Origin of the sequence: Bacillus sp. FF-1 (assembly GCF_028548245.1) — a bacterium.
Taxonomy (GTDB): domain Bacteria; phylum Bacillota; class Bacilli; order Bacillales; family Bacillaceae_G; genus Bacillus_A; species Bacillus_A paranthracis.
The window spans coordinates 162,875-186,470 of record NZ_JAQQGG010000006.1 but is presented as its reverse complement, the minus strand read 5'-3'; the positions used below and the strand labels follow the sequence as shown (position 1 = coordinate 186,470).

The 23,596-nt window shown below is 36.7% G+C and carries 20 protein-coding genes and 1 riboswitch; of the genes, 11 read left to right on the top strand and 9 right to left on the bottom strand.

What is annotated here, in order from left to right; all coding sequences use genetic code 11:
• Positions 1-127 precede the first annotated feature (127 nt).
• Together PQF83_RS20075 and PQF83_RS20070 are read left to right on the top strand one after the other, a co-directional pair.
• Positions 128-667 carry an ester cyclase gene (locus tag PQF83_RS20075; protein WP_000538345.1) on the top strand — a complete coding sequence of 180 codons (540 nt, stop codon included), beginning with the start codon at positions 128-130 and terminating at the stop codon, positions 665-667.
• Between the two features lie 19 nt (positions 668-686).
• On the top strand, positions 687-1,235 hold the full coding sequence (locus PQF83_RS20070) for an NAD(P)H-dependent oxidoreductase (protein WP_000718019.1): 549 nt from the start codon (positions 687-689) through the stop codon (positions 1,233-1,235).
• 72 nt (positions 1,236-1,307) lie between these two features.
• On the opposite strand, the gene PQF83_RS20065 is transcribed toward PQF83_RS20070, so the two are convergent.
• On the bottom strand, positions 1,308-3,068 hold the full coding sequence (locus tag PQF83_RS20065; protein WP_130777034.1) for an SgrR family transcriptional regulator: 1,761 nt from the start codon (positions 3,066-3,068) through the stop codon (positions 1,308-1,310).
• An 84-nt stretch (positions 3,069-3,152) separates the two neighbouring features.
• Between PQF83_RS20065 and PQF83_RS20060 the strand changes: the two genes are divergently transcribed.
• The gene (locus tag PQF83_RS20060) at positions 3,153-4,409 is read left to right on the top strand and encodes an MDR family MFS transporter (protein ID WP_000508188.1); all 1,257 of its coding nucleotides are present in this window, start codon (positions 3,153-3,155) and stop codon (positions 4,407-4,409) included.
• A gap of 44 nt (positions 4,410-4,453) precedes the next feature.
• Here the strand turns inward: PQF83_RS20060 and PQF83_RS20055 are convergent, their stop codons facing one another.
• The 5 genes from PQF83_RS20055 to PQF83_RS20035 all read right to left on the bottom strand — a co-directional run bounded on the left by PQF83_RS20055 (position 4,454) and on the right by PQF83_RS20035 (position 10,309).
• Entirely contained in the window at positions 4,454-4,657 is a 204-nt protein-coding gene (locus PQF83_RS20055; protein WP_001063858.1) for a hypothetical protein, read from the bottom strand.
• A gap of 239 nt (positions 4,658-4,896) precedes the next feature.
• A complete protein-coding gene (locus PQF83_RS20050; RefSeq protein ID WP_000037520.1) occupies positions 4,897-5,412 on the bottom strand; it encodes a type 1 glutamine amidotransferase domain-containing protein in 516 nt (171 codons plus the stop codon).
• Positions 5,413-5,435: 23 nt separating this feature from the next.
• On the bottom strand, positions 5,436-7,433 hold the full coding sequence (locus tag PQF83_RS20045; protein WP_001036524.1) for a catalase: 1,998 nt from the start codon (positions 7,431-7,433) through the stop codon (positions 5,436-5,438).
• Between the two features lie 191 nt (positions 7,434-7,624).
• Positions 7,625-8,824 (bottom strand): ABC transporter permease, encoded by a 1,200-nt coding sequence (locus PQF83_RS20040; protein ID WP_000021407.1) that lies wholly within the window; start codon positions 8,822-8,824, stop codon positions 7,625-7,627.
• Positions 8,825-8,884: 60 nt separating this feature from the next.
• Complete coding sequence (locus PQF83_RS20035) at positions 8,885-10,309, bottom strand: amino acid permease (RefSeq protein ID WP_001186311.1); 1,425 nt, start codon at positions 10,307-10,309, stop codon at positions 8,885-8,887.
• A gap of 147 nt (positions 10,310-10,456) precedes the next feature.
• A riboswitch (Lysine riboswitch) is annotated at positions 10,457-10,640 on the bottom strand.
• A gap of 200 nt (positions 10,641-10,840) precedes the next feature.
• On the opposite strand from PQF83_RS20035, the gene racE reads away from it, so the two are divergent.
• On the top strand, positions 10,841-11,671 hold the full coding sequence (gene racE / locus PQF83_RS20030; RefSeq protein WP_000109646.1) for a glutamate racemase: 831 nt from the start codon (positions 10,841-10,843) through the stop codon (positions 11,669-11,671).
• 112 nt (positions 11,672-11,783) lie between these two features.
• Positions 11,784-12,869, top strand: coding sequence for a DUF3626 domain-containing protein (locus PQF83_RS20025; protein ID WP_000423691.1), 1,086 nt, complete (start codon positions 11,784-11,786; stop codon positions 12,867-12,869).
• Between the two features lie 77 nt (positions 12,870-12,946).
• Here PQF83_RS20025 and gapN read toward each other — a convergent pair whose 3' ends face one another.
• Positions 12,947-14,386 carry an NADP-dependent glyceraldehyde-3-phosphate dehydrogenase gene (gapN, locus tag PQF83_RS20020; RefSeq protein WP_000213633.1) on the bottom strand — a complete coding sequence of 480 codons (1,440 nt, stop codon included), beginning with the start codon at positions 14,384-14,386 and terminating at the stop codon, positions 12,947-12,949.
• A gap of 589 nt (positions 14,387-14,975) precedes the next feature.
• Between gapN and PQF83_RS20015 the strand changes: the two genes are divergently transcribed.
• From PQF83_RS20015 to PQF83_RS19995, 5 genes are all read left to right on the top strand, one after another.
• On the top strand, positions 14,976-16,736 hold the full coding sequence (locus tag PQF83_RS20015; RefSeq protein ID WP_000493204.1) for an ABC transporter ATP-binding protein: 1,761 nt from the start codon (positions 14,976-14,978) through the stop codon (positions 16,734-16,736).
• Positions 16,733-18,733: an ABC transporter ATP-binding protein gene (locus PQF83_RS20010; RefSeq protein ID WP_000116629.1), complete on the top strand. Its 2,001-nt coding sequence runs from the start codon at positions 16,733-16,735 to the stop codon at positions 18,731-18,733. Before PQF83_RS20015 ends, PQF83_RS20010 begins: the two co-directional genes overlap by 4 nt.
• A 271-nt stretch (positions 18,734-19,004) precedes the next feature.
• On the top strand, positions 19,005-19,802 hold the full coding sequence (locus tag PQF83_RS20005; RefSeq protein ID WP_000732854.1) for an amino acid ABC transporter substrate-binding protein: 798 nt from the start codon (positions 19,005-19,007) through the stop codon (positions 19,800-19,802).
• Positions 19,789-20,487: an amino acid ABC transporter permease gene (locus tag PQF83_RS20000; protein WP_002170323.1), complete on the top strand. Its 699-nt coding sequence runs from the start codon at positions 19,789-19,791 to the stop codon at positions 20,485-20,487. The genes PQF83_RS20005 and PQF83_RS20000 overlap by 14 nt, the downstream gene beginning before the upstream one ends.
• A 28-nt stretch (positions 20,488-20,515) precedes the next feature.
• Positions 20,516-21,250: an amino acid ABC transporter ATP-binding protein gene (locus PQF83_RS19995; RefSeq protein ID WP_000623602.1), complete on the top strand. Its 735-nt coding sequence runs from the start codon at positions 20,516-20,518 to the stop codon at positions 21,248-21,250.
• A 51-nt stretch (positions 21,251-21,301) separates the two neighbouring features.
• Here the strand turns inward: PQF83_RS19995 and sasP are convergent, their stop codons facing one another.
• Positions 21,302-21,505 carry a small acid-soluble spore protein, SasP family gene (gene sasP, locus PQF83_RS19990; RefSeq protein WP_000013338.1) on the bottom strand — a complete coding sequence of 68 codons (204 nt, stop codon included), beginning with the start codon at positions 21,503-21,505 and terminating at the stop codon, positions 21,302-21,304.
• Positions 21,506-21,861: 356 nt separating this feature from the next.
• Here sasP and PQF83_RS19985 point away from each other — a divergent pair, with 356 nt between their 5' ends.
• Positions 21,862-22,107: a hypothetical protein gene (locus tag PQF83_RS19985; RefSeq protein WP_000510467.1), complete on the top strand. Its 246-nt coding sequence runs from the start codon at positions 21,862-21,864 to the stop codon at positions 22,105-22,107.
• A gap of 16 nt (positions 22,108-22,123) precedes the next feature.
• Here PQF83_RS19985 and PQF83_RS19980 read toward each other — a convergent pair whose 3' ends face one another.
• A complete protein-coding gene (locus tag PQF83_RS19980; RefSeq protein WP_272792313.1) occupies positions 22,124-23,584 on the bottom strand; it encodes a YheC/YheD family endospore coat-associated protein in 1,461 nt (486 codons plus the stop codon).
• Positions 23,585-23,596 lie beyond the last annotated feature (12 nt).

Here is a 23,596-nt window from a genome sequence, read left to right as displayed (position 1 = left end):
ATAGTATCACAAAACTATACTTTTGGTAACTATATGAAAAAAATATCACTACTTCCATAAAGGAAGTTAGTGTATATACAATAGCAATACGAAATATAAAGTTTTTTATGAGGGGGAGGTGATTTTCATGGGGGTAAAAAAGTTGTTTGGATTTCTTAGTTTGTTTGTTATTTGTATTGTGCTTGTAGCATGTGGCGTGGAGGGAAAAACTGAAGTACAGTTATTAAAAGAAATGCCAAAGGCAAAAAAAATGACAATCGATCCTTCACTAAGTAAAATGGAAGCGACCGAAATGGTTCATGCAGCGCAGCGTTTTTATGCATTTTGGGATACAGGTAAAGAGGAGCTTCTTTCGCAGACTGTTACAAAAGATTTTTTCGATAATACGTTGCCAAAAGGGCGACCACAAGGTGTTGAAGGGTTAAAGTTTGCAGCACAAAATTTTCGTAAAGTCGTTCCTAATATACATTGCGAGATTGAAGATTTATTAGTCGTCGGTGATAAAGTAACAGCTCGTCTTTCTTTTACAGGAACGCATAACGGTAAAAATATTAGCTTTTCTGCAATAGATATTTTGCATGTGAAAGACGGAAAGATTACGGAAGACTGGCATTTAGAAGATAATCTTACGTTGAAACAGCAACTTGGGTTAATAAGCGAGGAATAGAGTAGGGGAGAGGAAAACGATGAAAAAAATATTTATTATAAATGGACATGAAAAATACGGTACAAAGGAAGGACGATTAAATAAAACGTTAGTGGATCATATGGTGGCGGTATTAAGCGAGAACCATCAAGTAAAAACAACAACGATTCAAGATGGATACAATATAAAGGAAGAACAAGATAAATTTTTATGGGCTGATGTTGTGATTTATCAAACACCGATTTATTGGTTTAGTGTTCCAGGATTATTTAAAACGTATATGGATGAAGTATATGAATACGGTTTGTTCTTTAAAGGTGCAGATGAATACGGAACAGGTGGTTTATTAACAGAGAAAGAGTATATGTTCTCTACAACTTGGAATGCACCTGAAAATTCATTTGGAGATAAGACGAAGTTCTTTGAAGGGGAAAGTCTAGAATCAACGCTTAGTCATTTACACCGCGTGCAGAAGTTTCTTGGGATGAGTCCGTTAAAGAGTTTTGCTTGTTATGATGTGGTGAAGAATCCGGATATTGAGCAATATTTATTGAACTTGAAGGATCACTTAGATGAAGTAATTAAATAATAGTTTGTATTTGTATGTGAAGAAGGTACTACTAAGGATGTAGTACCTTCTCCTTTTATAATGAATTACATTTTAAGACATGGATGGCTGTATCCATAACTTCGCAAAATTTGCCCAACCGAATGAATCAATTGTTACGTTTTTTAAAGAAGAAGGGTATGTCTTTCTTTTTAAAACGTGATAGTTAAATAAAATGATGTGTTCTGTTTGTAAAAATTCTTCGATCTCATACATGAGCTCGTAGCGCTTTTCTTTATTTTCTTCTAATAAAAATGTATCAAGTAAACAGTTAATTTGTTTTTCATAGTGCGGGTCCATGAACCGGTTTACGAAGCAACTTTTATTTTTAAATACATTTAAGAATGCAAGTTCATGATCGGCAGCAAACACTTCTCCCATGAAAATAATATCGGCATGTTGATCGATAGAACGGTTCATATAATCTAAAACGAGAAATGGGTGAAGCTCTACTTGTATACCTAAACTTTCACATCGTTCTTTTAAGAAATATGCATCATTTGCACTATCTTTAAATGCGAAGAAGTAAATATGTATCGTCTCTCCATTATAGGTGCTCTTTTTTAAATACTCTTTCGCTTTTTCTAAAGAGTAAGACCTTTTAGAAGCTTGGCGACTTCTTTCAGGGAAAAAGCTTGATGCAGCAATTGTTCGTCTACCCTCTATGCTACGAAGTATCGTTTCAACATCATATAGTTCTCTCCAAGCCTTTCGAAAGTAAATGTCGTGATGAGGACCAGGTTTTGTAAAGTTGAATCCAGCATAAATACAACCTATTTCTTCTATTTGTATATTATGCCTTTCATTTTCTTCTTCATTTGGTAGTTCATAATCAGCATCGATTTGTACATGATCCGGAATACCCCAAAATTCAATACGATCTAATAAAGCGCGCTCTTTAAAATAATGAGTGAACGCTTCGAGCACGATATTGTCTTCAGAGTAATGAGCAAGTTTGAAAGGTCCAGTACCTATATAATGATGATTTTGAATAACTGCATCACGCGGCAAAATTGCTAGTTGTATGGAACTTACATAGTGTAAGAAGAAAAGGTTGGGCTTTGCTAAATGGAACCGTATTTGCAGTGGTGATGGTGTTTCAATTTGAACAATTTCTTCTGTTAACCATTCGAAAGGGGAATGAACTTCTTTTAGTCTTTCAAATGAAAATTGTACATCTTTAGAAGTTAAAACTGTTTCGTTATGAAAATATACATCCTTTCGTAAATAAAAAGTCCACGTCAGCCCGTCTTCACTTAATTCCCACGTATGCGCAATGTGTGGCTCCATTTTTTCCGTAACATCGTTATAAACGACTAACGTATCAAAAATTTGACTTGTAAGATGGCTTTCTGTAGTTACAGCCACAAAAGCCGGATCTAATGGGACTATCTTTCTCGATATAGGAATTTTTAGTATGTCGTACATATCATTTGAAGGTTCGTATCCAAAATGATGATGTAGTTTATTTTCTATCTTTTTTTGAAGTGCAAGGGGTAGGGGTTCTTTTAAAAGAAGAAAGATATCTTTTAATTTTTCTTGCGCTAACAGTTCATCTGTATAGGACTCAATCGCTTCTACGAAATTATGTATAAATAGAATTTCCGTTTTATTCCCGCGACCTCGCCCTGGAGTCCAGCTAATTAATTGCTCCTCGCTCATTTTCTTTAATAAAATCTTTACGTTTTTCGTACTGCAATATAAAACATCCGCTAATTCTTGTAAGCTATTTCGCATATGCTGTTGATCTTGTGCATGTAGTCTTAGTCTAATGTAATAGTCCATAATTTTCATATATACACTTCCTTCTATTATAAAAGGGGAAACTCTTTAGAATATTCTAACCTTTTTCTTCCTTTTTTTCAAAGTAAAATAAGTAAGCATAAGGAGGGGGAAACAATGGGATTTTGGAGTATGCATCGAAATATAAAAATTAGAATTATAACTTCGTTTTTAACACGTACTGTATCCACGATGATTTTTCCATTTATGGCGATTTATTTTTCAATAAAGTTAGGTAGCGCGATTGCTGGTGCGTTACTACTTATTAATGTCATAGCTTCATTAGTAATTGGTTTGTACGGTGGGTATGTTGGAGATCGGCTTGGTCGTAAAAAGGTTATGATTATCGGTCAAAGTATACAAGTCATTTCCATTGCTTGTATGGGGATTGCAAATTCCGATTATGTAGATTCACCTTGGTTAACATTTATCTTTATGCTAGTGAATAGTTTAGGATCTGGACTTATGAATCCTGCGACAGAGGCGATGTTAATTGATGTGAGTACACCTGAGAATCGAAAAGTGATGTACAGCATTAACTACTGGGCAATTAATTTATCCATTGCGATTGGAGCGATATTTGGCGGATTACTATTTGAGAACTATAGATTGCAATTGTTTATCGGATTAACAGTGATTGCGGTTATTACTTTATATGTGATGGCTGTATATATGGAAGAAGTGTATGTAGCACGGAAAACGGTGGAGAAGAAAAATGTATTAAAAGATATGGCGGATAGTTATAAAGTCGTAATGAAAGATAGAGCGTTTTTAATTTTTTGTGCAGCAAGTATATGTACATTATCGTTAGAGTTTCAAATTAATAATTATTTAGGAGTACGTTTGCAGAAGGAATTTGAAACGGTGCACTTTTTATTCGGGAATGGTGTTACGTTTGATTTAACAGGTATTCGCATGCTGAGCTGGATTTCTGCAGAGAATACAATTTTAGTTGTATTATGTTCAGCACTTCTTATTAAAATGCTGAAAAGCTTCAACGATTTGAAAATTTTATATGTAGGCTTATTCATTTATACGATTGGTTTTACAATACTCGGAACGAGCAATAGTTTATGGATTTTATTAATTGCAGGGCTTTTCCAAACGGTAGGCGAGATGATGTATGTGCCAGTACGTCAATCTATTATGGCAGATATGGTGCCAAATGAGGCGAGAGGTTCATATATGGCGATTAACGGAATGGTCTTTCAAGTGGCAAAAATGAACGGGGCATTGGGTGTTATGCTAGGTTCATTTATCGCATCTTGGGGCATGAGTGCTCTGTACTTTATCGTTGGTATGAGCAGTATTTTATTATTTATGAAGGCGATTGGGAGAGAGAAGTATGAGGGGGAGGTTTCTCAGATTGGATAAAACGATATGAAAAGCGATGCTAGAAATCGCTTTTCATATGGCTTTTAAAACGGATCAACTTCAGCTAAATTTGGAGTGGTGCTCGGTTGTAGTAAAAGATTTTTTAACGTTCCTACTTCAGAAAGAGTGACTAATATGTAGCCACTAATCAGTACAATAAGTCCGATGACGCGTAACGTTTGTAAGCTCACTTCATTATTATTCGTTTCCGCTGGATTTGGGGGCGTTGAAGGTGGATTGTTATTCATAAATAAGGCTCCCATCTTTTGTATTTATATATGTGTAAAATCATTATTTAACTTATGGATAGGAATTGTATAGTCATTTTCACTATATGAGAACTGCTTATGAAAAGTGATTAGAAGTTCCAGGGAGAGAAAAGAGGGTGTATGAAAAGATCATTAAAATAAGGTTCTTTTTTGTTTTTCATACAAATAAAAAGATTAATCAAAGTAGCTAAATAGCTACTTTGATTAATCTTTAATAACTATTCCAATATACGCAACGATTCTTCAATAAACGCCGGGATGTCCTCAGGTTGTCTACTTGTTACTAGCTGATTTTGGCATACGACAACTTCTTTGTTGTGGAAATTTCCACCGGCGTTTTTTAAATCGACTTCAATAGATTTATATCCAGTGACATCACGTCCTTCAAGTGTTTGTGCAGTGATGAGTAGCTGAGGTCCGTGACAAATAGCGAAAACAGGTTTTTCCGCATCCATAAATGCTTTACTAAAGCGAACGAAACGCTCATCTGCACGAAGTATATCTGGGGAAAATCCACCCGGTATGAAGAGTGCGTCAAAGTTTTCTGGAGAAACATCATCGATACCTTTATCAATTACAACTTCACTTTTTCCTTGCTTACCGTGTACCGTTTTCCCTTTTTCTGCTTCAATAGTTGTTAATTCATATCCCTTTTGTTTAAAAGCTTCTGCTGGCTCTGTGTATTCTGTGTCCTCGAAATAATCCGTTATTAAAATAGCAATTTTTTTACTCATTCTAATCCGCTCCTTATATTATATTATCGGTTCCAGAATCGTCCTTGGGCAATGCCTTCTATAAATGACTCAATTGAAGTGTTTGTTAAGTTGTAAATTCCTGCTCCATCTAATTTGATTTTACTATTGTCTAAAGCATGAGGATCGCTAAGGACATAGGCTATCGGTTTAAAGTGTTTAAAAGTAGTTTCTGCAAATTCTAAAACAGGGGGTTGAATGACAGATTCGCTACTAAACACTAATACCGCATCAAAAAGTGCAGAGTCTGCTGTTGTATAAGTATCCGTTACTTTAATGGAATCATTGAACTGATGAATTTTATTATCTATGATGCTATAGTTCATTCGGTGTTGTACAAAAGCTTGAATCCATTCGGACAGAAGGGAGACGCTTGGGTCACCATTCAATAGAATTGCCACATTTTTGGAATCAGCTTTAAAAATAGTGTTGGACATGCTTAGTGCAGGTGATTTTGCATCCGAATTTATTTCGTGATTTTCTTTAGGCAAAGGGGCTCCAATCATGTTAGCGACTTCCTTTGCTAATTGGCGATCGACGTGGTTTAAAAGAGCAATTACATTTGCCTTCACCATGTCTGATTTGCACTTCCCAACTTCAAAGCAAAATGCATCTTTTATGTGCTGCTTTTCAATAGGGTTCATACTATTGTAGAAAAGTTTAGCTTGCGAATAAAAGTTAAGAAAGCTTTTACTGCGCCCCCTAATTTTATGTCCATCAATCTTTTCTTGATAATGCTCATATCCGCCCTGTTCAGCTTGCACGGTTGCTGGTTGATTATTATTTAAGCCATTAGGGTGATAGCTTGTTTGACCGCGATGAATTTGCATTTGATGCATGCCATCACGTTGATTATTATGAAAAGGACATACGGGCTGGTTAATAGGAATTTGGTGAAAATTAGGGCCTCCTAAACGAGATAATTGTGTATCTGTATAGGAGAACAATCTTCCTTGCAGAAGAGGATCATTTGAAAAATCAATACCTGGTACGACATGGCCAGGGTGGAAAGCTACCTGCTCCGTTTCTGCAAAGAAGTTATCAACATTTTTGTTCAATGTCATTTTACCAACTAGTTTTACAGGAACTTCTTCTTCTGGCCATAATTTCGTTGGATCTAAAATATCAAAATCAAATGCATGCTCATCTTCTTCTGGAATTAGCTGCAATCCAAGCTCCCATTCTGGATAATCGCCCTTTTCAATTGCTTCATATAAATCTTGACGATGGAAATCAGGGTTTTTCCCAGCAATCCTTTGAGCTTCATCCCATACTAATGAATGAACCCCGAGGGTAGGTTTCCAATGAAATTTTACGAAGTGGGCTTTTCCTTCTTTATTAATAAGTCGAAATGTATGAACCCCAAAACCTTCCATCATTCGTAAACTACGCGGAATAGCACGGTCGCTCATCTGCCACATAACCATATGAGTAGACTCGGGATTATGCGCAACAAAATCCCAAAATGTATCATGAGCGCTAGCTCCCTGAGGAATATCATTATGTGGTTCTGGTTTAACTGCATGGACAAAATCAGGGAATTTAATAGCATCTTGGATAAAGAATACAGGCATATTATTACCTACTAAATCATAGTTACCTTCATCTGTATAAAATTTTGTGGCGAATCCGCGTACATCTCTTACTGTGTCATTGGATCCTTTAGAGCCTTGAACGGTCGAGAACCGTACAAATACAGGTGTCTTTTTTGAAGGGTTAGTAAGAAAATCTGCTTTCGTATATGCCTCTAACGATTCATAAAGCTGAAAATAACCATGAGCGCCAACTCCGCGTGCATGAACAATTCTTTCAGGAATTCGCTCGTGATCAAAATGGGTCATTTTCTCTCGAAAGTGGAAATCCTCCATTAAGGTTGGGCCTCTTAAGCCCATCTTTAAAGAGAATTCATCCTCGGCTATTTTTACTCCTTGGTTTGTTGTTAAAGCATGTTTGCGTTGATTATCCGTAACGTGGTGTTCCAATTGTTCCGTTTTTTTATTCACAATATAGGCCCCTCCTTTACGCTGTTAATTAATAGATACCCTTTTTGTTAGGATGTAAACATGTATTATCGTTTTTGTATGTAAAAATCATAAAACGTTGGTTGTACCAGTGATTCTTGTTTGAGAAGGGAAAATAAAAAAGCCAAGGAGATACTTTATTTTCTCCTTGGCATTTAAGATAATTCTTTTCGTTAAAACGAAGAAATGCGTTGTTTCGTTTTTGGTACAATAATAAATTTGATCCAGAGTAACCCGACAATCATAATGATAAGGCTATGTAAAAATTGACCTGTAGCAATGAGTATAACAATTGAAAATATAATGAGCTGAATGCTTAGCAATATAAAGATTAAGTGAAGAAATTGATTCATTCGTTTTTCAGTATCAATTGGATATAATGCTACAATAATATTTCCCGAAAAATATTTCCATAGGGAACGGAGCTGCATAGAAATCATATATAGGACGATATATGCGATAGCGCCTTTTACGTATATGTTTGGTATAAAATATAAGGCGAAGGCACCGATCAACCCTAAGCGAATATATATACCGAAATAATCATTCCCGCGTAAAAATGCGAGTGTATGTAAATAGAAGAAAGTTGCTCGTTTTTTATGTAATAAAGGTTCAATCCAAGTTGTAAGCCATTTTCTTTTATTTACTTGCTTATTTAGTTGCGGAACATCAGTGAAGATGCTAGCAAATTGATAGAAACGAACGTTCATTTTTTCTTCTTGCTCGATTATGTAATCCCACGGTATTCGTTTTGTAGGCTGTTTTTTCGTATATAGAAGCAGGAAAGCAAGTAGTAAAAGTAATCCGCCCAATATGAGAACATTTGCCGCATAAAACAGTATATAAATGACTAGGGCGTTACAAGCAATACGAATAATCAGCCATATATTTTTTTCGTGACAATCACGCCACATCCAATGTATGTATATGTTCCAAGCTTTCGTAACCATTAAAATGATAAAGGTTGTACATAAGAAAGGTATCGTTAATTGTAATGATTGCAGTGCAAGCGGAACGAGAATAAGGAACGTAAATAATAATGGGAAAAGCTGAATGATGTAATTGTATAGAAGAGATTTTTTGAAATAAGAAGTTAATTTCTCTTCTAGTGCTAGTAAATAGACAGCGTCAGGTTTTTGAATAAATGTACGAATAGGGCATCTCGTTATAATGAATGTAAGTACAATCGTGATGAGTAGTAAAGATATTCCTTTAGAAGGAGATGCTTTTAGAAACTGAGCATAGTAGTATGCGCCAACGCATGAAATAAAGATAAAGCTATATAGTAAACCGTTAATCATACGTGCAAAGTATGTAATGATATTTTGCATATGTTGTTGGAAACGGCTGCTCCATAGTGATTCGATTGACATGTTTTTCACCTCTTTGTTCTATTATATATGTTTTGGAAAAGAAAAAACGAGCAAATTGCGTTATGCAACTTGCCCGTCTTTCTTTTCGTTATTTTTTTTCTGATCACGATTCATTAAAGGATAGAAAGCAAAGCCGATTACGAATAAACCAATTCCGAGAAGGAATGTTTTTATATCGGCTGCGCCTGTTTTAATAACCCACAGTGCGTAGCAAAGTGCAATCACTGCGACTATGCCATCTGTAATTCTTGCCCGCATTTCATTTTTATACGTTTCACCAGTTGCGACTAGTTTTAACTGGAAGATTGGTGAAACGAGATATGGAATGAGGTAGGCCAGTGTCGATACAGTAATAACGAATGTATAAGCTTCCGCAATTGTTCCTGATAATGTTGAGAATAAGAACACTTGCGACATAATGTTTGTTAATCGTAATGAATAAATTGGACTTCCTTTTTTGTTTGTTTTTGTGAAGAAGGAAGGGAAGAAACCTTCTTTTGCTGCTTGATATGGTACTTCTGAGCTTAATAAAATCCAGCCTAAGATGGAACCGAATAGGGAAGTAAGAGCAAGTAATGCCATCAGTTTCCCGCCGCCATGACCCATTGCAGCGTTTAGTGCATCTGCTAATGGACGTTCAGAAGCTTGTAATTTATCAATGTGAAGTACACCCATTGTTAAAATTGTAATTCCTAAGTAAATCGCAACTGTAATAAGTAATCCTGCAACTGTTGCGCGTTTTACCGTTTTTGGAGAAACAGCACGGTTTGATAAAAGAACCGCTGATTCAATTCCGATAAATGCCCAAAGCGTCGTAAGAGCAGCTAAGTTTACTTGTGAAAGAAGGCCGTGTGATACACCTGATTTATCGATCATCGGTGTGTACCATTGTCCAAACTTAGAAGCTTCGAATGCAAATAATGTAACGACGATGAATAATAGGAATCCAGTTACTTTCGTTGTTGTTGCTAAGAAGTTTAGCTTTCCAGCTCCGCTTACACCGTTTGTTAATATAATATGAGTTCCCCAAAGTAAGATGGAACAAATCGTAAATGTAATTAGTTTTCCGACTTCTACATTAAAAGAACCGATTGAAAATAGTAGTCGTGTATCTTTCATAATTGGGAAGAAGAGTGATAAATATCCCGCAAATGATGTAATGATGGCAACGTTACTTGCCCAGTTTGCAACCCAATATCCCCATACCATACTGAAACCAGCCATTTTTTTCTTTTTTGGTGTTGAGAATAAAGCATATGCATGACTTTGTGGCCCTGTCGTTAAATCAGGACGACGAATTGCTAAATTACCGAAAACAAGAGCTAGCATTAAAACACCAAACCCTGTTGTTAACCAAGCTAAAGTGACACCGAGAGGGCTTGCTGTTTGTGCCAACGTACTTGGCACCATGAAAATACCAGCGCCAACCATATTACCGACAACGAAAGCTGTGAGTACCCAAAAGCCCCATTTTTTTTGTTGCATAGAAAATACCTCCAAAGTTAGTATAACCAAGTCAAGCGAGGAGATATGTATGTCTTCCTGAGTCAGGAAGAGAAGTCCCAAACAAAACAAAAAAAGCACGTAATTTGCCGCTACATGCTTTCTATCTTATAAGAAACCCACGACATACCTCTCGATAGCTCTCCACAAACGAAACGTTTGTGACAGTTCTGCACTTATTAAGTAGCAGACCCAGCAAGCGTGCATGGTGGACACGGGCTTACTTCGGCAACCATTCCTTTCTCATTCCTTCATCAATGCCACTACATCTCCGGAAATGATACTCTTAATGATTGCAACCTCTACCTCACCGAGATACGAATGAGGATTTAAATATTAAATTAACGTATTTAAGAGTAACAAATGAATTTTTATACGTCAATGGATATAATAATAATCAGATTATAGAGAAGAGTTTGTGATTAAAAGTAAGAGGGATTATTATGTAATATTGAATTTTCATAATATAATAAATGTTGTTGGCGCTAGATGATTGAAAAGGGGATGAAGTATATGTCTGTATGTCATAAACATTCAGTAATAGGTGTGTTAGATTCGGGAGTTGGGGGATTAACAGTTGCGAGCGAAATTATAAGACAATTGCCTAAAGAGAGCATTTATTATATTGGTGATAATGAGCGTTGTCCGTATGGGCCAAGAAGTGTAGAAGAGGTACAATCTTTCGTATTTGAAATGGTTGAGTTCCTCAAACAGTTTCCGTTAAAAGCTCTAGTTGTAGCATGTAATACTGCTGCAGCTGCTGCATTGGCTGCGTTGCAAGAAGCACTGTCCATTCCAGTTATTGGCGTTATACATCCGGGAGCAAGAGCGGCTATTAAAGTGACGAAGAAAGGGAAAATCGGAGTAATTGGAACTGTAGGTACGATAAAATCTAATATGTACGAAAAAGCATTGCATGAGCTTGATACATATTTGGAAGTGCATAGTCATGCGTGCCCGACCTTAGCTACAGTTGTAGAAAATCAATTAGAAGATACAGCATATGTAACCGAGCAAGTGAAACAAGCTTTACTGCCATTAACGGAAGAAGATATAGATACGTTAATTCTGGGGTGTACGCATTATCCACTTTTAGAGTCTTATATTAAAAAGGAACTAGGAGAGGATGTAACGATTATTAGTTCTGCAGAAGAAACAGCGATAGAGTTAAGCACAATTTTACAGCACAAAGGAATTCTGGCTGACAATCTGAATCCGAAGCATCGATTTTTTACAACAGGCTCTGCCTTATCATTTGAACATATTGCTGAGCGTTGGCTAGGATATCACATTTCTGTAGAATGTGTGGATTTACCCGTAAAGAATGCTCGCATCTGTAATTAGACTGTATGAAAGTACTTTTTGTTCAATACACTAGGTTAGTTGCATAAGAAGGAAAAAATGCACTTTTAATTGAAAGGATTAAGGTCATTTCAATTAAAGGGGAGATTGGATTATGGAATTATCAAGGTCTCAATTATTTGCTTTAGAGTATATTTCAAAATATGCAGAGAACGAAAAACGTGAGGCGAAAGCAACAATTAATCATATACTTAACATGTGTAATATTACAGATGAAATATTTGAAGAAGCTGTGGCTAACTTAAAATCTCATGCAAGGATCGCTTTACACTTTCATCCAGACAGACTCGATTCGAGTATGAAAAGTGTTGCTGAAGCATTGTTTGAGCAAGGAATATATAAAAGTCAGTTTGAAACATTGCTATCTAACGGAAGCGTATCTGCTTATCCTGGTGGTGAACGTGACCTTTGGGAACAGAGAATATTTGGAGGAGCATATCAATTGGAAGGTGTAACGAATGATCAACGGCCAAAGTATGGGGCGCTAAATTTGATGTTACATCCAGATGGGCCGGCTCCGCGTTTTGGATCATGTTATTTTCTCTTATCTCCAAAAGTTTCTTCTCGCTCTACATATACGTATTTAGATTCGCATCAAGATCCAAAAGAAAAGGGGACTTATGAGGAGTTTGATATGATTTTAGCTGCTCTTTTGGAAGAGACATTCGTAAGAGAGTGTACAATTGGTGAAGGGAATTTGACTCCAACAAGATTAGTTAATCATTTACTGGCTAACATGGAAAGGCCGTTTATAGATTTAGTAAGCAAAGAGCCAGCCCGTAATCTTAATCATTATATTGAAGCGCAAGTTCATGGAGAGATTTCTCTTAAAGAAGACGTGGAAGCTCTTGTTGTAGATCCTTCATTTAAGGGTACGGATGTAGGAAGAACTTTAGAAGAAATTTGCCTGAAGTATGCTATTGATTTGTATTGGCACATGGGTTTTGTACTGCCGGTAGACGAAGTTCCAATGGATTTTAGAGGTTCCAAAATGCCATCTTTGGCAAGACGTATTGCACGACATAATTGTATCGATGCAAATATAATCGGTTCTGCTGTAGCGGATTTGAAACACAATCCATTATCTTGGAGTGATCGTGGAACTTATGAGGAAGTGCTTCAAGAATTAAAATTATTATGGCATGTTTTAGTTCGGTTTGGAAAACCAAATCGGAAGTAGAACGAAATACTCTGTTTTTTGGAAGTATATATAGAAAAGAAGCTGATCTAAAACTAGATCAGCTTCTTTGTATAAGATTAAACTAAGTTTAATACAGTTACTTTTTCACGTGTCATAGACTCAAGGCTCTTACGAATACCTTGTGCGCCCATACCTGAACCTTTTACACCGATGAATGGGAAGTGGTCAGGACCGCGCTCTGTGCGTCCGTTAATTTGAACAGAACCAGTTTCGATTTTGTTAGCAATTGAAAATGCTTTGTTAATGTCTTTAGTGAAGACACTTGCTTGCAGACCGAACTCTGATTTGTTAGCAATTTCAATTGCTTGCTCATCTGAAGAAACACGAATGATTGGAAGGATTGGGCCAAATGGCTCTTCCCAAGCAACTTTCATTTCTTCTGTTACGTGGTCGATTAATGTTGGATAAATTAAGTTACGCTCACGTTTATTACCGATAACGATTGTTGCACCTTTTTCCACAGCGTCGTCAACTAAGCCTTGAACGAAGTCAGCAGATTTATCGTCGATTAATGGAACGATTGTGCTGTCTTGTTCTGGAGATCCAACTGATAGGTTAGCTACTTGCTCTTTTAATAAGCCAACAAGCTCGTCTGCTACGTTTTCGTGTACAAGTACACGTTTAATAGCTGTACAACGTTGACCAGAGTAAGAGAATGCACCGCTTACGATATGGTTTGCAGCATCTTGTAAGTCAGCATCTTCACGAACGATACCAGGGTCTTTACCACCAAGTTCTAATACAAGTGGAATCATTGAAGCTTTTTTCGCTAAATGTTTACCTGTGTTTGTACCACCTGTGAACGATACCATATTGATGCCTTCGTGTTCTACTAAGTAGTCACCAATTACAGAACCACGTCCTGTCGCTACGTTTACAAGACCTTTTGGAAGGCCAGCTTTATGAAGTGCTTCCACCATTTTAATACCGCTAATTGCACCTTGAGTTGCTGGTTTGAAAATAACAGCGTTACCCATAATTAATGCTGGTGCAAGTTTTGCAGCAGATAAGTTTACTGGGTAGTTAAATGGTGCGATTGCTAATACAACACCAAGTGGTGCGCGTTGGATAATCGCAAGTTTTGATTTTGTACCGCCCGGGAAGCTATCGCCCATCATGCTTTCCCCGTGCATATGTAAAGCTTCTTCAATCGTATAACGAATGAAATCAGCTGTACGAACAACTTCTTTCTTCGCATCTTTATATCCTTTACCGACTTCTTTCATAATGATATCGGCAATTTCATCCTGCATATTTACGAGCTCATCAGCCCATTTATATAAATACTTTGCGCGATCTTGTAGAGAAGCTTCCGCCCATGATTTTTGAGCTTCCTTTGCAGATGCAATTGCTTCATCTACTTCTCCGCGAGTAATTGCTTGTACTTGTCCAATTACTTCGTGTAAGTATGGAGATGGAATTTCGATTGTTTCTCCTGAAGAGCTTTCTCTCCATTCTCCATTTAAATAAAATTTGTACGTATTGCTAGTTGTCATGATTAGTCCTCCTAAAATAGCAACTTGTAAGAGTGAGTATAAGGTGATTGTATGGGGTTTGATAACATTTTTCAAATGAAATATTTGTGAAAACGATTTCTTATGAAGTTTTTATTTTGTATGCCCTTTCTTACAGAACATTCCCTTATTTCGAAATGATGGATCATATGTTTTTATTCAATTTGTAAAAAAACAATTGACAGAATACTCAATAAAGTTATAAGATTATAAATGGAAAATAAATGAAGGGGGTGTGCGTAATGATTGTAATCGTAAATGTAATGGGTTTAGCTCTGTTAAATGGCAGAAAACATTTATATCATTACGCAACCCGTGCGGATATATAGGGCATTTTTGTCTTATAAAAAGCGTACGTTGCGTATATCGTAACGTACGCTTTTATGCATTTTTGTGCATATCGTCAAGCGGCGGTATGCTTTTTTTTGTTTATTTTCCATGTTACTAAATAAAACTTTGGAAGGTGGAAAAATGTGATGAGATTGTATGGGTTACGAAATGTAAATGTAATGGGTCTGGATAGCGGATAAAGAAATGAGAGATAAACGAGAACGAGAAGGGAGAGATTACATTGTTTTCAGTATTACTAAAGTTAAAGTGGTTTTTTAAAGAGCATTGGAGGAGATATAGTATCGCCATTGGAGCTCTTTTAATTGTGAATATAGTTGAAGTTATTCCCCCGAAAGTGTTAGGGGTTACGATAGATAATATAAAAACAGGAACGTTATCGAACGAAGCTATTATACAGTCTATTCTTATTTTAATTGGGGTTACGATAGTTGGATATGGCCTCACTTTCGTATGGCAACATCAATTGTTTGGCGGTGCATTCGTGCTTGAGAAAACGATGCGCTCTAAATTTATGGGGCATTTACTTAAGATGACGCCGACTTTTTATCAAAAAAATCGTACTGGTGATTTAATGGCGAGAGCGACAAATGATTTAAAAGCAATCGCTATGACAGCTGGTTTCGGTATATTAACGCTCGTTGATTCGAGTTTATATATGCTTACGATTGTCTTTATGATGGGATTTACAATTAGTTGGGAGCTTACATTTGCGGCACTTATACCGCTTCCAATTATGGCGTATGCGATGAATATATATGGAAAGAAATTGCATGAAAGATTTACAGTTGCGCAAGATGCGTTCGGTGATATGAACGATAAAGTATTAGAATCGATTGCTGGCGTGCGTGTTATTCGTGCGTATGTACAAGAGAATGCAGATCAGGAAAGATTTCATCAATTAGGAGATGACGTCTACGAAAAGAATATGAAAGTAGCTAGAATTGATGCACTATTCCAGCCAACTGTGAAAATGCTTGTCGGTCTTAGTTATTTAATTGGTTTAGTGTATGGCGCATATCTTGTATTTCAATCAAAGGTGACACTTGGTGAACTTGTTTCCTTTAACGTGTATTTAGGGATGATGATTTGGCCGATGTTTGCAATTGGTGAATTAATCAATGTTATGCAAAGAGGCAATGCGTCACTCGACCGTGTAAATGAAACGTTAGCGTATGAACCAGATGTAAAGGATCCGAAACATCCAAAGCTTGTACAAGAGCCGAATTATATTCAGTTTGATGATGTTACCTTTTCATATCCTTCATCAACTGAAACAAATTTAAAAAAGGTTTCGTTTACATTAAAACAAGGGGAAACGCTTGGTGTTGTTGGAAAAACAGGAAGCGGAAAAACGACGCTCGTACGTCAGCTTCTTCGCCAATATCCGCTTGGAGATGGAGATATTGCAGTCTCTGATGTGACGTTAGATCAAATGACGAATGAAAATGTGCTTGGGTGGATTGGTTATGTACCGCAGGAACATATTTTATTCTCAAAAACAGCGAGGGAAAATATTTTATTCGGAAATAGGGAAGCGACGGAAGAGGAACTCGAGAAAGCGATTGAAATTGCAGCGTTTAAAAAAGACTTAGAGTTTTTACCAGAAGGGTTAGAAACGCTCGTCGGAGAGAAAGGTGTTTCCTTATCAGGAGGGCAAAAACAAAGGATTTCGATTGCACGAGCTGTTATTCAAAATCCGGAAATATTAATTTTAGATGATTCTTTATCAGCTGTTGATGCTCGTACGGAAGCAGCGATCATTGAAAATATAAGAACAGAGAGAAGCGGAAAGACGACGATTATTACGACGCACCGTTTATCTGCCGTACAACATGCGGATTGGATTCTCGTGATGGATGAAGGAGAAGTAATAGAAGAAGGTACGCATGATCAGCTTATTCAAAAGGGAGGCTGGTATGCGGAACAGTTTGAAAGACAACAAGGAGAAAGTGAAAGTGCGGATAGTGGGGTGAAAATATGAGCGTTTCAAAACGATTGTTTCAATACGCAATGAAAGTAAAAGGGACGATTTTTGCAGCGATGCTAATGTTATTTATTTTCGTCATCGCAGAGCTTGCTGGTCCTTTCGTCGCGAAAACGATGATTGACGATCATATCGTTGGAATAGAGAAGCCTTGGTATGAAACAGAAAAGAGTGAAGAGGCTGTTTCGTATAATGGCGCCTTTTATAAGCGAAGCGATCGCTTCCAGGAAGGTGAGAAAAAAGGAAAAGAAGTACGCGTGATGCAAGTCGGTTTTCAATATTACTTTGTACCGAATAAAGTAAATCTAGAAGGATCACGGACTGTAAAAGGTGATATGATTACCGTTCAAAATGGTAAGGCGGTGCAAGTGTATAAAGCGAAAGCATTGACGAAAGAAGAAGTGTTTTCGTTTTATAAACCAGAAATAAACCGACTATTATTACTTGGTGGAGGCTATTTTGCTTTATTAGTAGTCGTTTCATTATTTGCATACGGAAAGCAGTTTTTCTTACAGAAGGCAGCGAACAAAATTATTCAAATTATGAGGGAAGATGTCTTTTCTCATATTCAAACGTTGCCGATTCGTTATTTTGATCATTTACCAGCAGGGAAAATTGTGTCGCGTGTAACGAATGATACAGAGGCTATTCGTGATTTATATGTAACGGTGCTGGCAACATTCGTTTCAAGTATCATCTATATTATTGGGATATTCGCTGCGCTATTTTTACTTGATGTAAAATTGGCGACGTTATGTTTACTCATCATCCCAATTTTAATTGTTTGGGCTATTTTATATAGAAAGTATGCGTCTGTATACAATCATAAAATGCGCTCTCGTTTATCTGATATTAACGGAACAGTGAATGAATCCATTCAAGGGATGCCAATTATTCAAGCGTTCCGTCAAGAGCGTGAAACGAAAAAAGAGTTTGAAGAATTAAATGGCGATTATTTTAAGTATCAAAATAAAATTTTAAATTTAAATGCAGCAACTTCTCATAATTTAGTAGCCGTATTAAGAAATATTGCTTTCACAGGAGTAATTTGGTATTTCGGCGGTGCTTCATTAAGTGCTACAGGCGTCATTTCTTTAGGGATACTATATGCGTTCGTTGATTATTTAACACGATTATTCTCACCGATTACAAATATGGTGAATCAGCTTGCTAACTTAGAACAATCGCGCGTTGCATCAGAACGTGTTTTTGAATTATTAGAGGAAAAAGGGGAAGCAGTAGAAGAAGAACGTATACCTCGCTTACAAGGAAATGTGAAGTTTGATAATGTGTCGTTTTCTTATAATGGAAAAGATGAAGTGTTAAAAAATATTTCATTTGAAGCGAAACAAGGCGAGACAGTCGCACTTGTCGGTCATACTGGCTCAGGAAAAAGTTCCATTATGAATGTACTCTTTCAGTTTTACGAGTTTGAAAAAGGAAAGCTTACAATTGACGGTCATGACGTAAAAGAGATGCCGAAACAAGCAACTCGTGAACATATGGGAATTGTACTGCAAGATCCATTTTTATTTAGCGGAACAGTAGCATCTAATGTTAGTTTAGAAAATGAAAATATTTCAAAAGAGCGCATCGTAAAAGCATTGCGTGATGTAGGTGCTGAAAGATTTGCGAACAATATAAATGAAGAAATTACGGAGAAAGGAAGTACACTTTCAACCGGAGAACGTCAGCTTATATCGTTTGCTAGGGCGCTCGCTTTTGACCCAGCCATTTTAATATTAGATGAAGCGACATCTAGTATCGATACAGAAACAGAGGCGATGATTCAACAAGCGCTAGAAGTTGTGAAAAAAGGAAGAACGACATTTATTATTGCCCACCGTCTTTCAACAATTAAAAGTGCAGATCAAATTATCGTGCTTGATAGAGGGACGATTTTAGAAAAAGGGTCTCATGATGAATTAATGAAAAAGCGCGGGCGTTATTACGATATGTACAAAACGCAAATGGAAGGGAATCAGAGCGCTTAATAGGTATGGGGAGGAACTTGTGATTTTCACAAGTTCTTTTTTAGTGAATCACGGCAATTAAATAAGAAGTATTATTTTACCTTTCGTACAATAAATGCTATATTAAAAAATGTTACTTATTTTTTGTATGTAGCATTATTTTTCCTTTTTGTTTGATTATGAAGAAAAAGGATAAACTAAATAAGAACATTTTCATTGAAAAATTGTTCAAGATTGCATACAATCAATATAGTTTTTAAATTCCTATCAGAATACTTGGAGGATTACCATCATGAAGAAATTATTTTCAGTACTTGCAGTAACTACATTAGCGATCGGGATTGTAGCCGGCTGCGGTAAAGAAGAGAAAAAAGATACAGCTAGTCAAGACGCGTTACAAAAGATTAAACAAAGCGGTGAACTTGTAATTGGTACAGAAGGTACATACCCACCATTTACGTTCCACGATTCAAGCAATAAATTAACTGGATTTGACGTTGAACTATCAGAAGAAGTTGCAAAACGTTTAGGTGTAAAACCTGTATTTAAAGAAACGCAATGGGATAGCTTACTTGCTGGTTTAGATGCAAAACGTTTCGATATGGTTGCAAACGAAGTTGGTATTCGTGAAGATCGTCAAAAGAAATACGACTTCTCTAAACCATACATTTCATCTTCAGCGGCATTAGTTATCGCAAAAGATAAAGATAAACCTGCTACATTTGCTGATGTAAAAGGATTAAAAGGAGCACAATCTTTAACAAGTAACTATGCAGATATCGCTAAGAAAAATGGTGCGGAAATCGTTGGTGTAGAAGGATTTAGCCAAGCAGCAGAACTATTAGCTTCAGGGCGCGTTGATTTCACAATCAATGATAAATTATCAGTGTTAAATTATTTAGAAACGAAAAAAGATGCGAAAATTAAAATTGTAGATACAGAAAAAGAAGCTTCAGAAAGTGGATTCTTATTCCGTAAAGGTAGCACTAAGCTTGTACAAGAAGTAGATAAAGCGTTAGAAGATATGAAAAAAGACGGTACGTATGACAAAATAACGAAAAAATGGTTTGGTGAAAATGTATCTAAGTAGTGCATTGATTTCAGATCGATTGTCTACTTGGATGGATATTATGCAGACTTCCTTCATGCCTATGCTGAAGGAAGCTGTTTTTACGACAATTCCATTAACGCTTATTACATTTATTATCGGTCTTATACTGGCAACGTTAACGGCGCTTGCACGTATTTCAGGTAGTCGTATTTTACAATGGATTGCTCGTATCTATGTATCTATCATTCGCGGAACGCCACTTCTTGTACAGTTATTTATTATTTTCTATGGTCTCCCAACTCTTAATATTGAAGTTGAGCCATATACAGCAGCAGTTGTTGGATTTTCATTAAATGTCGGTGCGTATGCATCTGAAATTATTCGTGCTTCTATCCTTTCCATTCCGAAAGGGCAGTGGGAAGCAGCTTACACAATTGGGATGACATATCCGCAAGCGTTAAAACGTGTTATTTTACCGCAAGCAACGCGCGTATCAATTCCGCCGCTTTCGAATACATTTATTAGCTTAGTGAAAGATACTTCATTAGCATCGTTAATTTTAGTAACAGAAATGTTCCGAAAAGCGCAGGAAATTGCGGCAATGAACTATGAGTTTTTAATTGTTTATTTTGAAGCAGGTCTTATTTATTGGGTTATTTGTTTCTTATTATCAATCGTACAACAGATGTTAGAAAAGCGTTCAGAACGCTATACATTAAAATAATCCTTTTACAAAAGGAGTTTTTGTTTTTATGATTTCAATTCAGCACTTACAAAAAAGTTTCGGAGATAATACCGTACTAAAGCATATAGATTTAACAGTTGAGAAGGGCGAGGTTGTTGTTATTATCGGGCCGTCTGGATCTGGTAAAACGACATTCCTGCGTTGCCTTAACGTATTAGAAACGCCAAACGCTGGTCATATTCGTATCGGTAATAAAGAGCTTAACTTCTCTCAAAAAGTAACGAAGAAAGATATTGTCAACCTTCGTACGCAAACAGGTATGGTATTCCAGCACCATAATCTATTCCCGCATTTAACAGCACTTCAAAATGTAATGGAAGGGCTCGTTACAGTGAAAAAGATGGGGAAAGAAGAAGCGAAGAAAAAAGCAAACTATTTCCTTGAAAAAGTGGGTCTAGCAGATAAAGTGGATTTATATCCGTTCCAATTATCAGGCGGACAACAACAGCGCGTTGGAATTGCTCGCGCGCTTGCGATGGAGCCGGAAGTGTTACTATTTGATGAACCGACGTCAGCACTTGATCCTGAACTCGTTCAAGAAGTTCTGAAGGTCATGAAAGAACTTGCTAAAGAAGGTATGACGATGGTCATTGTAACGCACGAAATGCGTTTTGCACATCAAATTGCGAACCGTGTTATTTTCATGGATGGCGGTGTCGTTGTCGAACAAGGTACACCAGAAGAAGTATTTACAAATCCAAAAGAAGAACGTACGAAGAAGTTTTTACAAATGTTGCAATAAATGAAGGAAGGTCTCAAGGCATATGCCTTGAGACCTTTTTGCCATATATATTTATTTGTGGAATCCGCCAAGGCTTTGCTCAGCCATTGCAACTAGACGTTTTGTGATTTCGCCACCAACAGAACCGTTAGCACGAGCTGTAGAATCTGCTCCTAATTGTACACCAAATTCTTGAGCGATTTCGTACTTCATTTGGTCGATTGCAGCTGTTGCTCCTGGTACTACTAATTGATTTGAAGAATTTTGGTTTGCCATAGGAATATATCCTCCTTAGAGTTATAAAAATTTTTTTGGTTGGACTAGCTGGAGTTGAACCAGATTATCGCCCCGTTTGGCGCTAATCCATCGGTAATTAAGTTTGTACTCATAGTATGGATGTTACCTAGAAAGATATACGAAATAATAATTTGTAAATTTTGTAAAAAAATCTTAGTGATTTCGTAAATTATGAAATAAGAGTAATCGTTGTATTTTTTAGAAAGAAGGCTAAACTAAGAGCGATATGAAATATATTTTTCTTTTTGTATCCTGCTATTTTGAGGTAAATGTAAGTAAGAACGGGGCAAGACGCTCCTATACGTAGCTAGATACAATTATATGGAGGAATCGTGATGGGAATTTGCCCGCTTTGCAACGCATTAGAATCACAAACATATTCTTGTCAAAATTGCCAAAGTATACTCCAAGATTATGGGAAGGCTGTAGATTACATAGACGATTATAGTGCGTATATGGACCAAGAATTATTAAGTGCAGTAGATGGATTGACACATAATAATTCAAATGAATATTGCAATCATATTTTTTATTGCGGAGTATGTAACGTGGAAACAGAGTTTGTAGTAAAACTTGTGTAAATAGAAAACTTCCACCTTATGAATGAGGTGGAAGTTTTTGTTTTTGTATTTGTGAGTGAATCATAGGAGACGGAATATGCTCGTTGTTTGAGGAAGTCTCTGATTTTATTTGAGACATTTTTTCTTTTGTATCGCGCAAAGAGTGTTCAGTTAAGTAGATGGCATATTCGTAAAATAATTGGCGCGTTAGTTCACTCTGTTCTTTTAACTTGGCATCTTGGAATACAGTTCGCCCTGGTTTAGAGTTTGCTTCAAAGAGCCACGGGTTTTCCTGCGTGTCTAAACCGATATCAAAACCGATTTCTCCAATATTTCCGGTTACTTGTTCATCGAGTGCGTAACTAATTTGTAAGGCTGTATGTTTTAATTTATTTTCAATTTGAATTTGTTTCGTTGAATCAGGAAAAAGTTCTTGTAGCAATTTCGTATCGCCACCGCTATTTACATGCGTTGTTAAGCTACCTTTGCCAGCAATTTTTGCGACGATTGCACTGACCATCCATTGGCCGAAATGATTTTTATTTGTATGAATGCGGAAATCAACAGGCTGCCCATCGAAGCGTAGCAAGGAGATACCTTGTTGTACGATAAACTTTTTTAAATCATGTCCTTTTAACACATGGTTCAGAAGCGTTTCTAATGATTGGTACTTTCTTAGTTTATTTTCTTCATTTTCGCGATAACGACAGTAGTAGCAATTCTCTGCTTGAGAATAAAATAGTTGATGAATATTTCTACCGAAGCTACCATGAATCGGTTTCATATAAATGGATTTATACGTTCCGAGAAATCGTTCCACTTGTTCGAAGTGCTGAAATGTTTCTGTGTTTGGTAATAACGGCATGATGGATTCATCTTTCATAAGAAGTTGATGTACTTCCCATTTATTAAAAAACCCTGAGTTAAACCAAGGAATAGCATAGTCATGCTCTAGCTTTCTTTTTGCTCTTACGATCGGTTTATAATTTTCGGCTTTCCGATTTGGTAATCGATCGTAAATGACATTCGGTAAAGGGACTTTTTTCTTTATCCACTTTTCCTCTTGAAAGAAATACCCTTCAATTGTTTCGTCTTCCCAGTCTATATGTTGCACACCAAAAACGAATACAAATGGTCGTAAGGTGAATGGTGGCGTTAGTAACTCGCCAAGAGAAGTTGAACGGTTCCCTAAAGGATTAGAAGCGTCATCGTTAAAACCAGTTGTGAAAATCCCGATTAATGGTCCGAAAATAATCGTTTCATTTTGTGTGAATGCATGGATAGTAGTGGAATGAGGCAGTAAAAGTTTCTCTGCAATTTGTTTTCCAATAATGATTTCGCGAGTAAAGGAATAATGAATTTTTACCTCTTCACTTGCAACATGGCGTAGGCCGAAGGAAAGGGATGTAATTGGTGGTGTGATGGAAAAAATATAAGGTAAAGTAATACTATTTGGATGTTCATCTGAAATATTTAACGTATATATGTGCTCTTTCAAAATAGACTTACC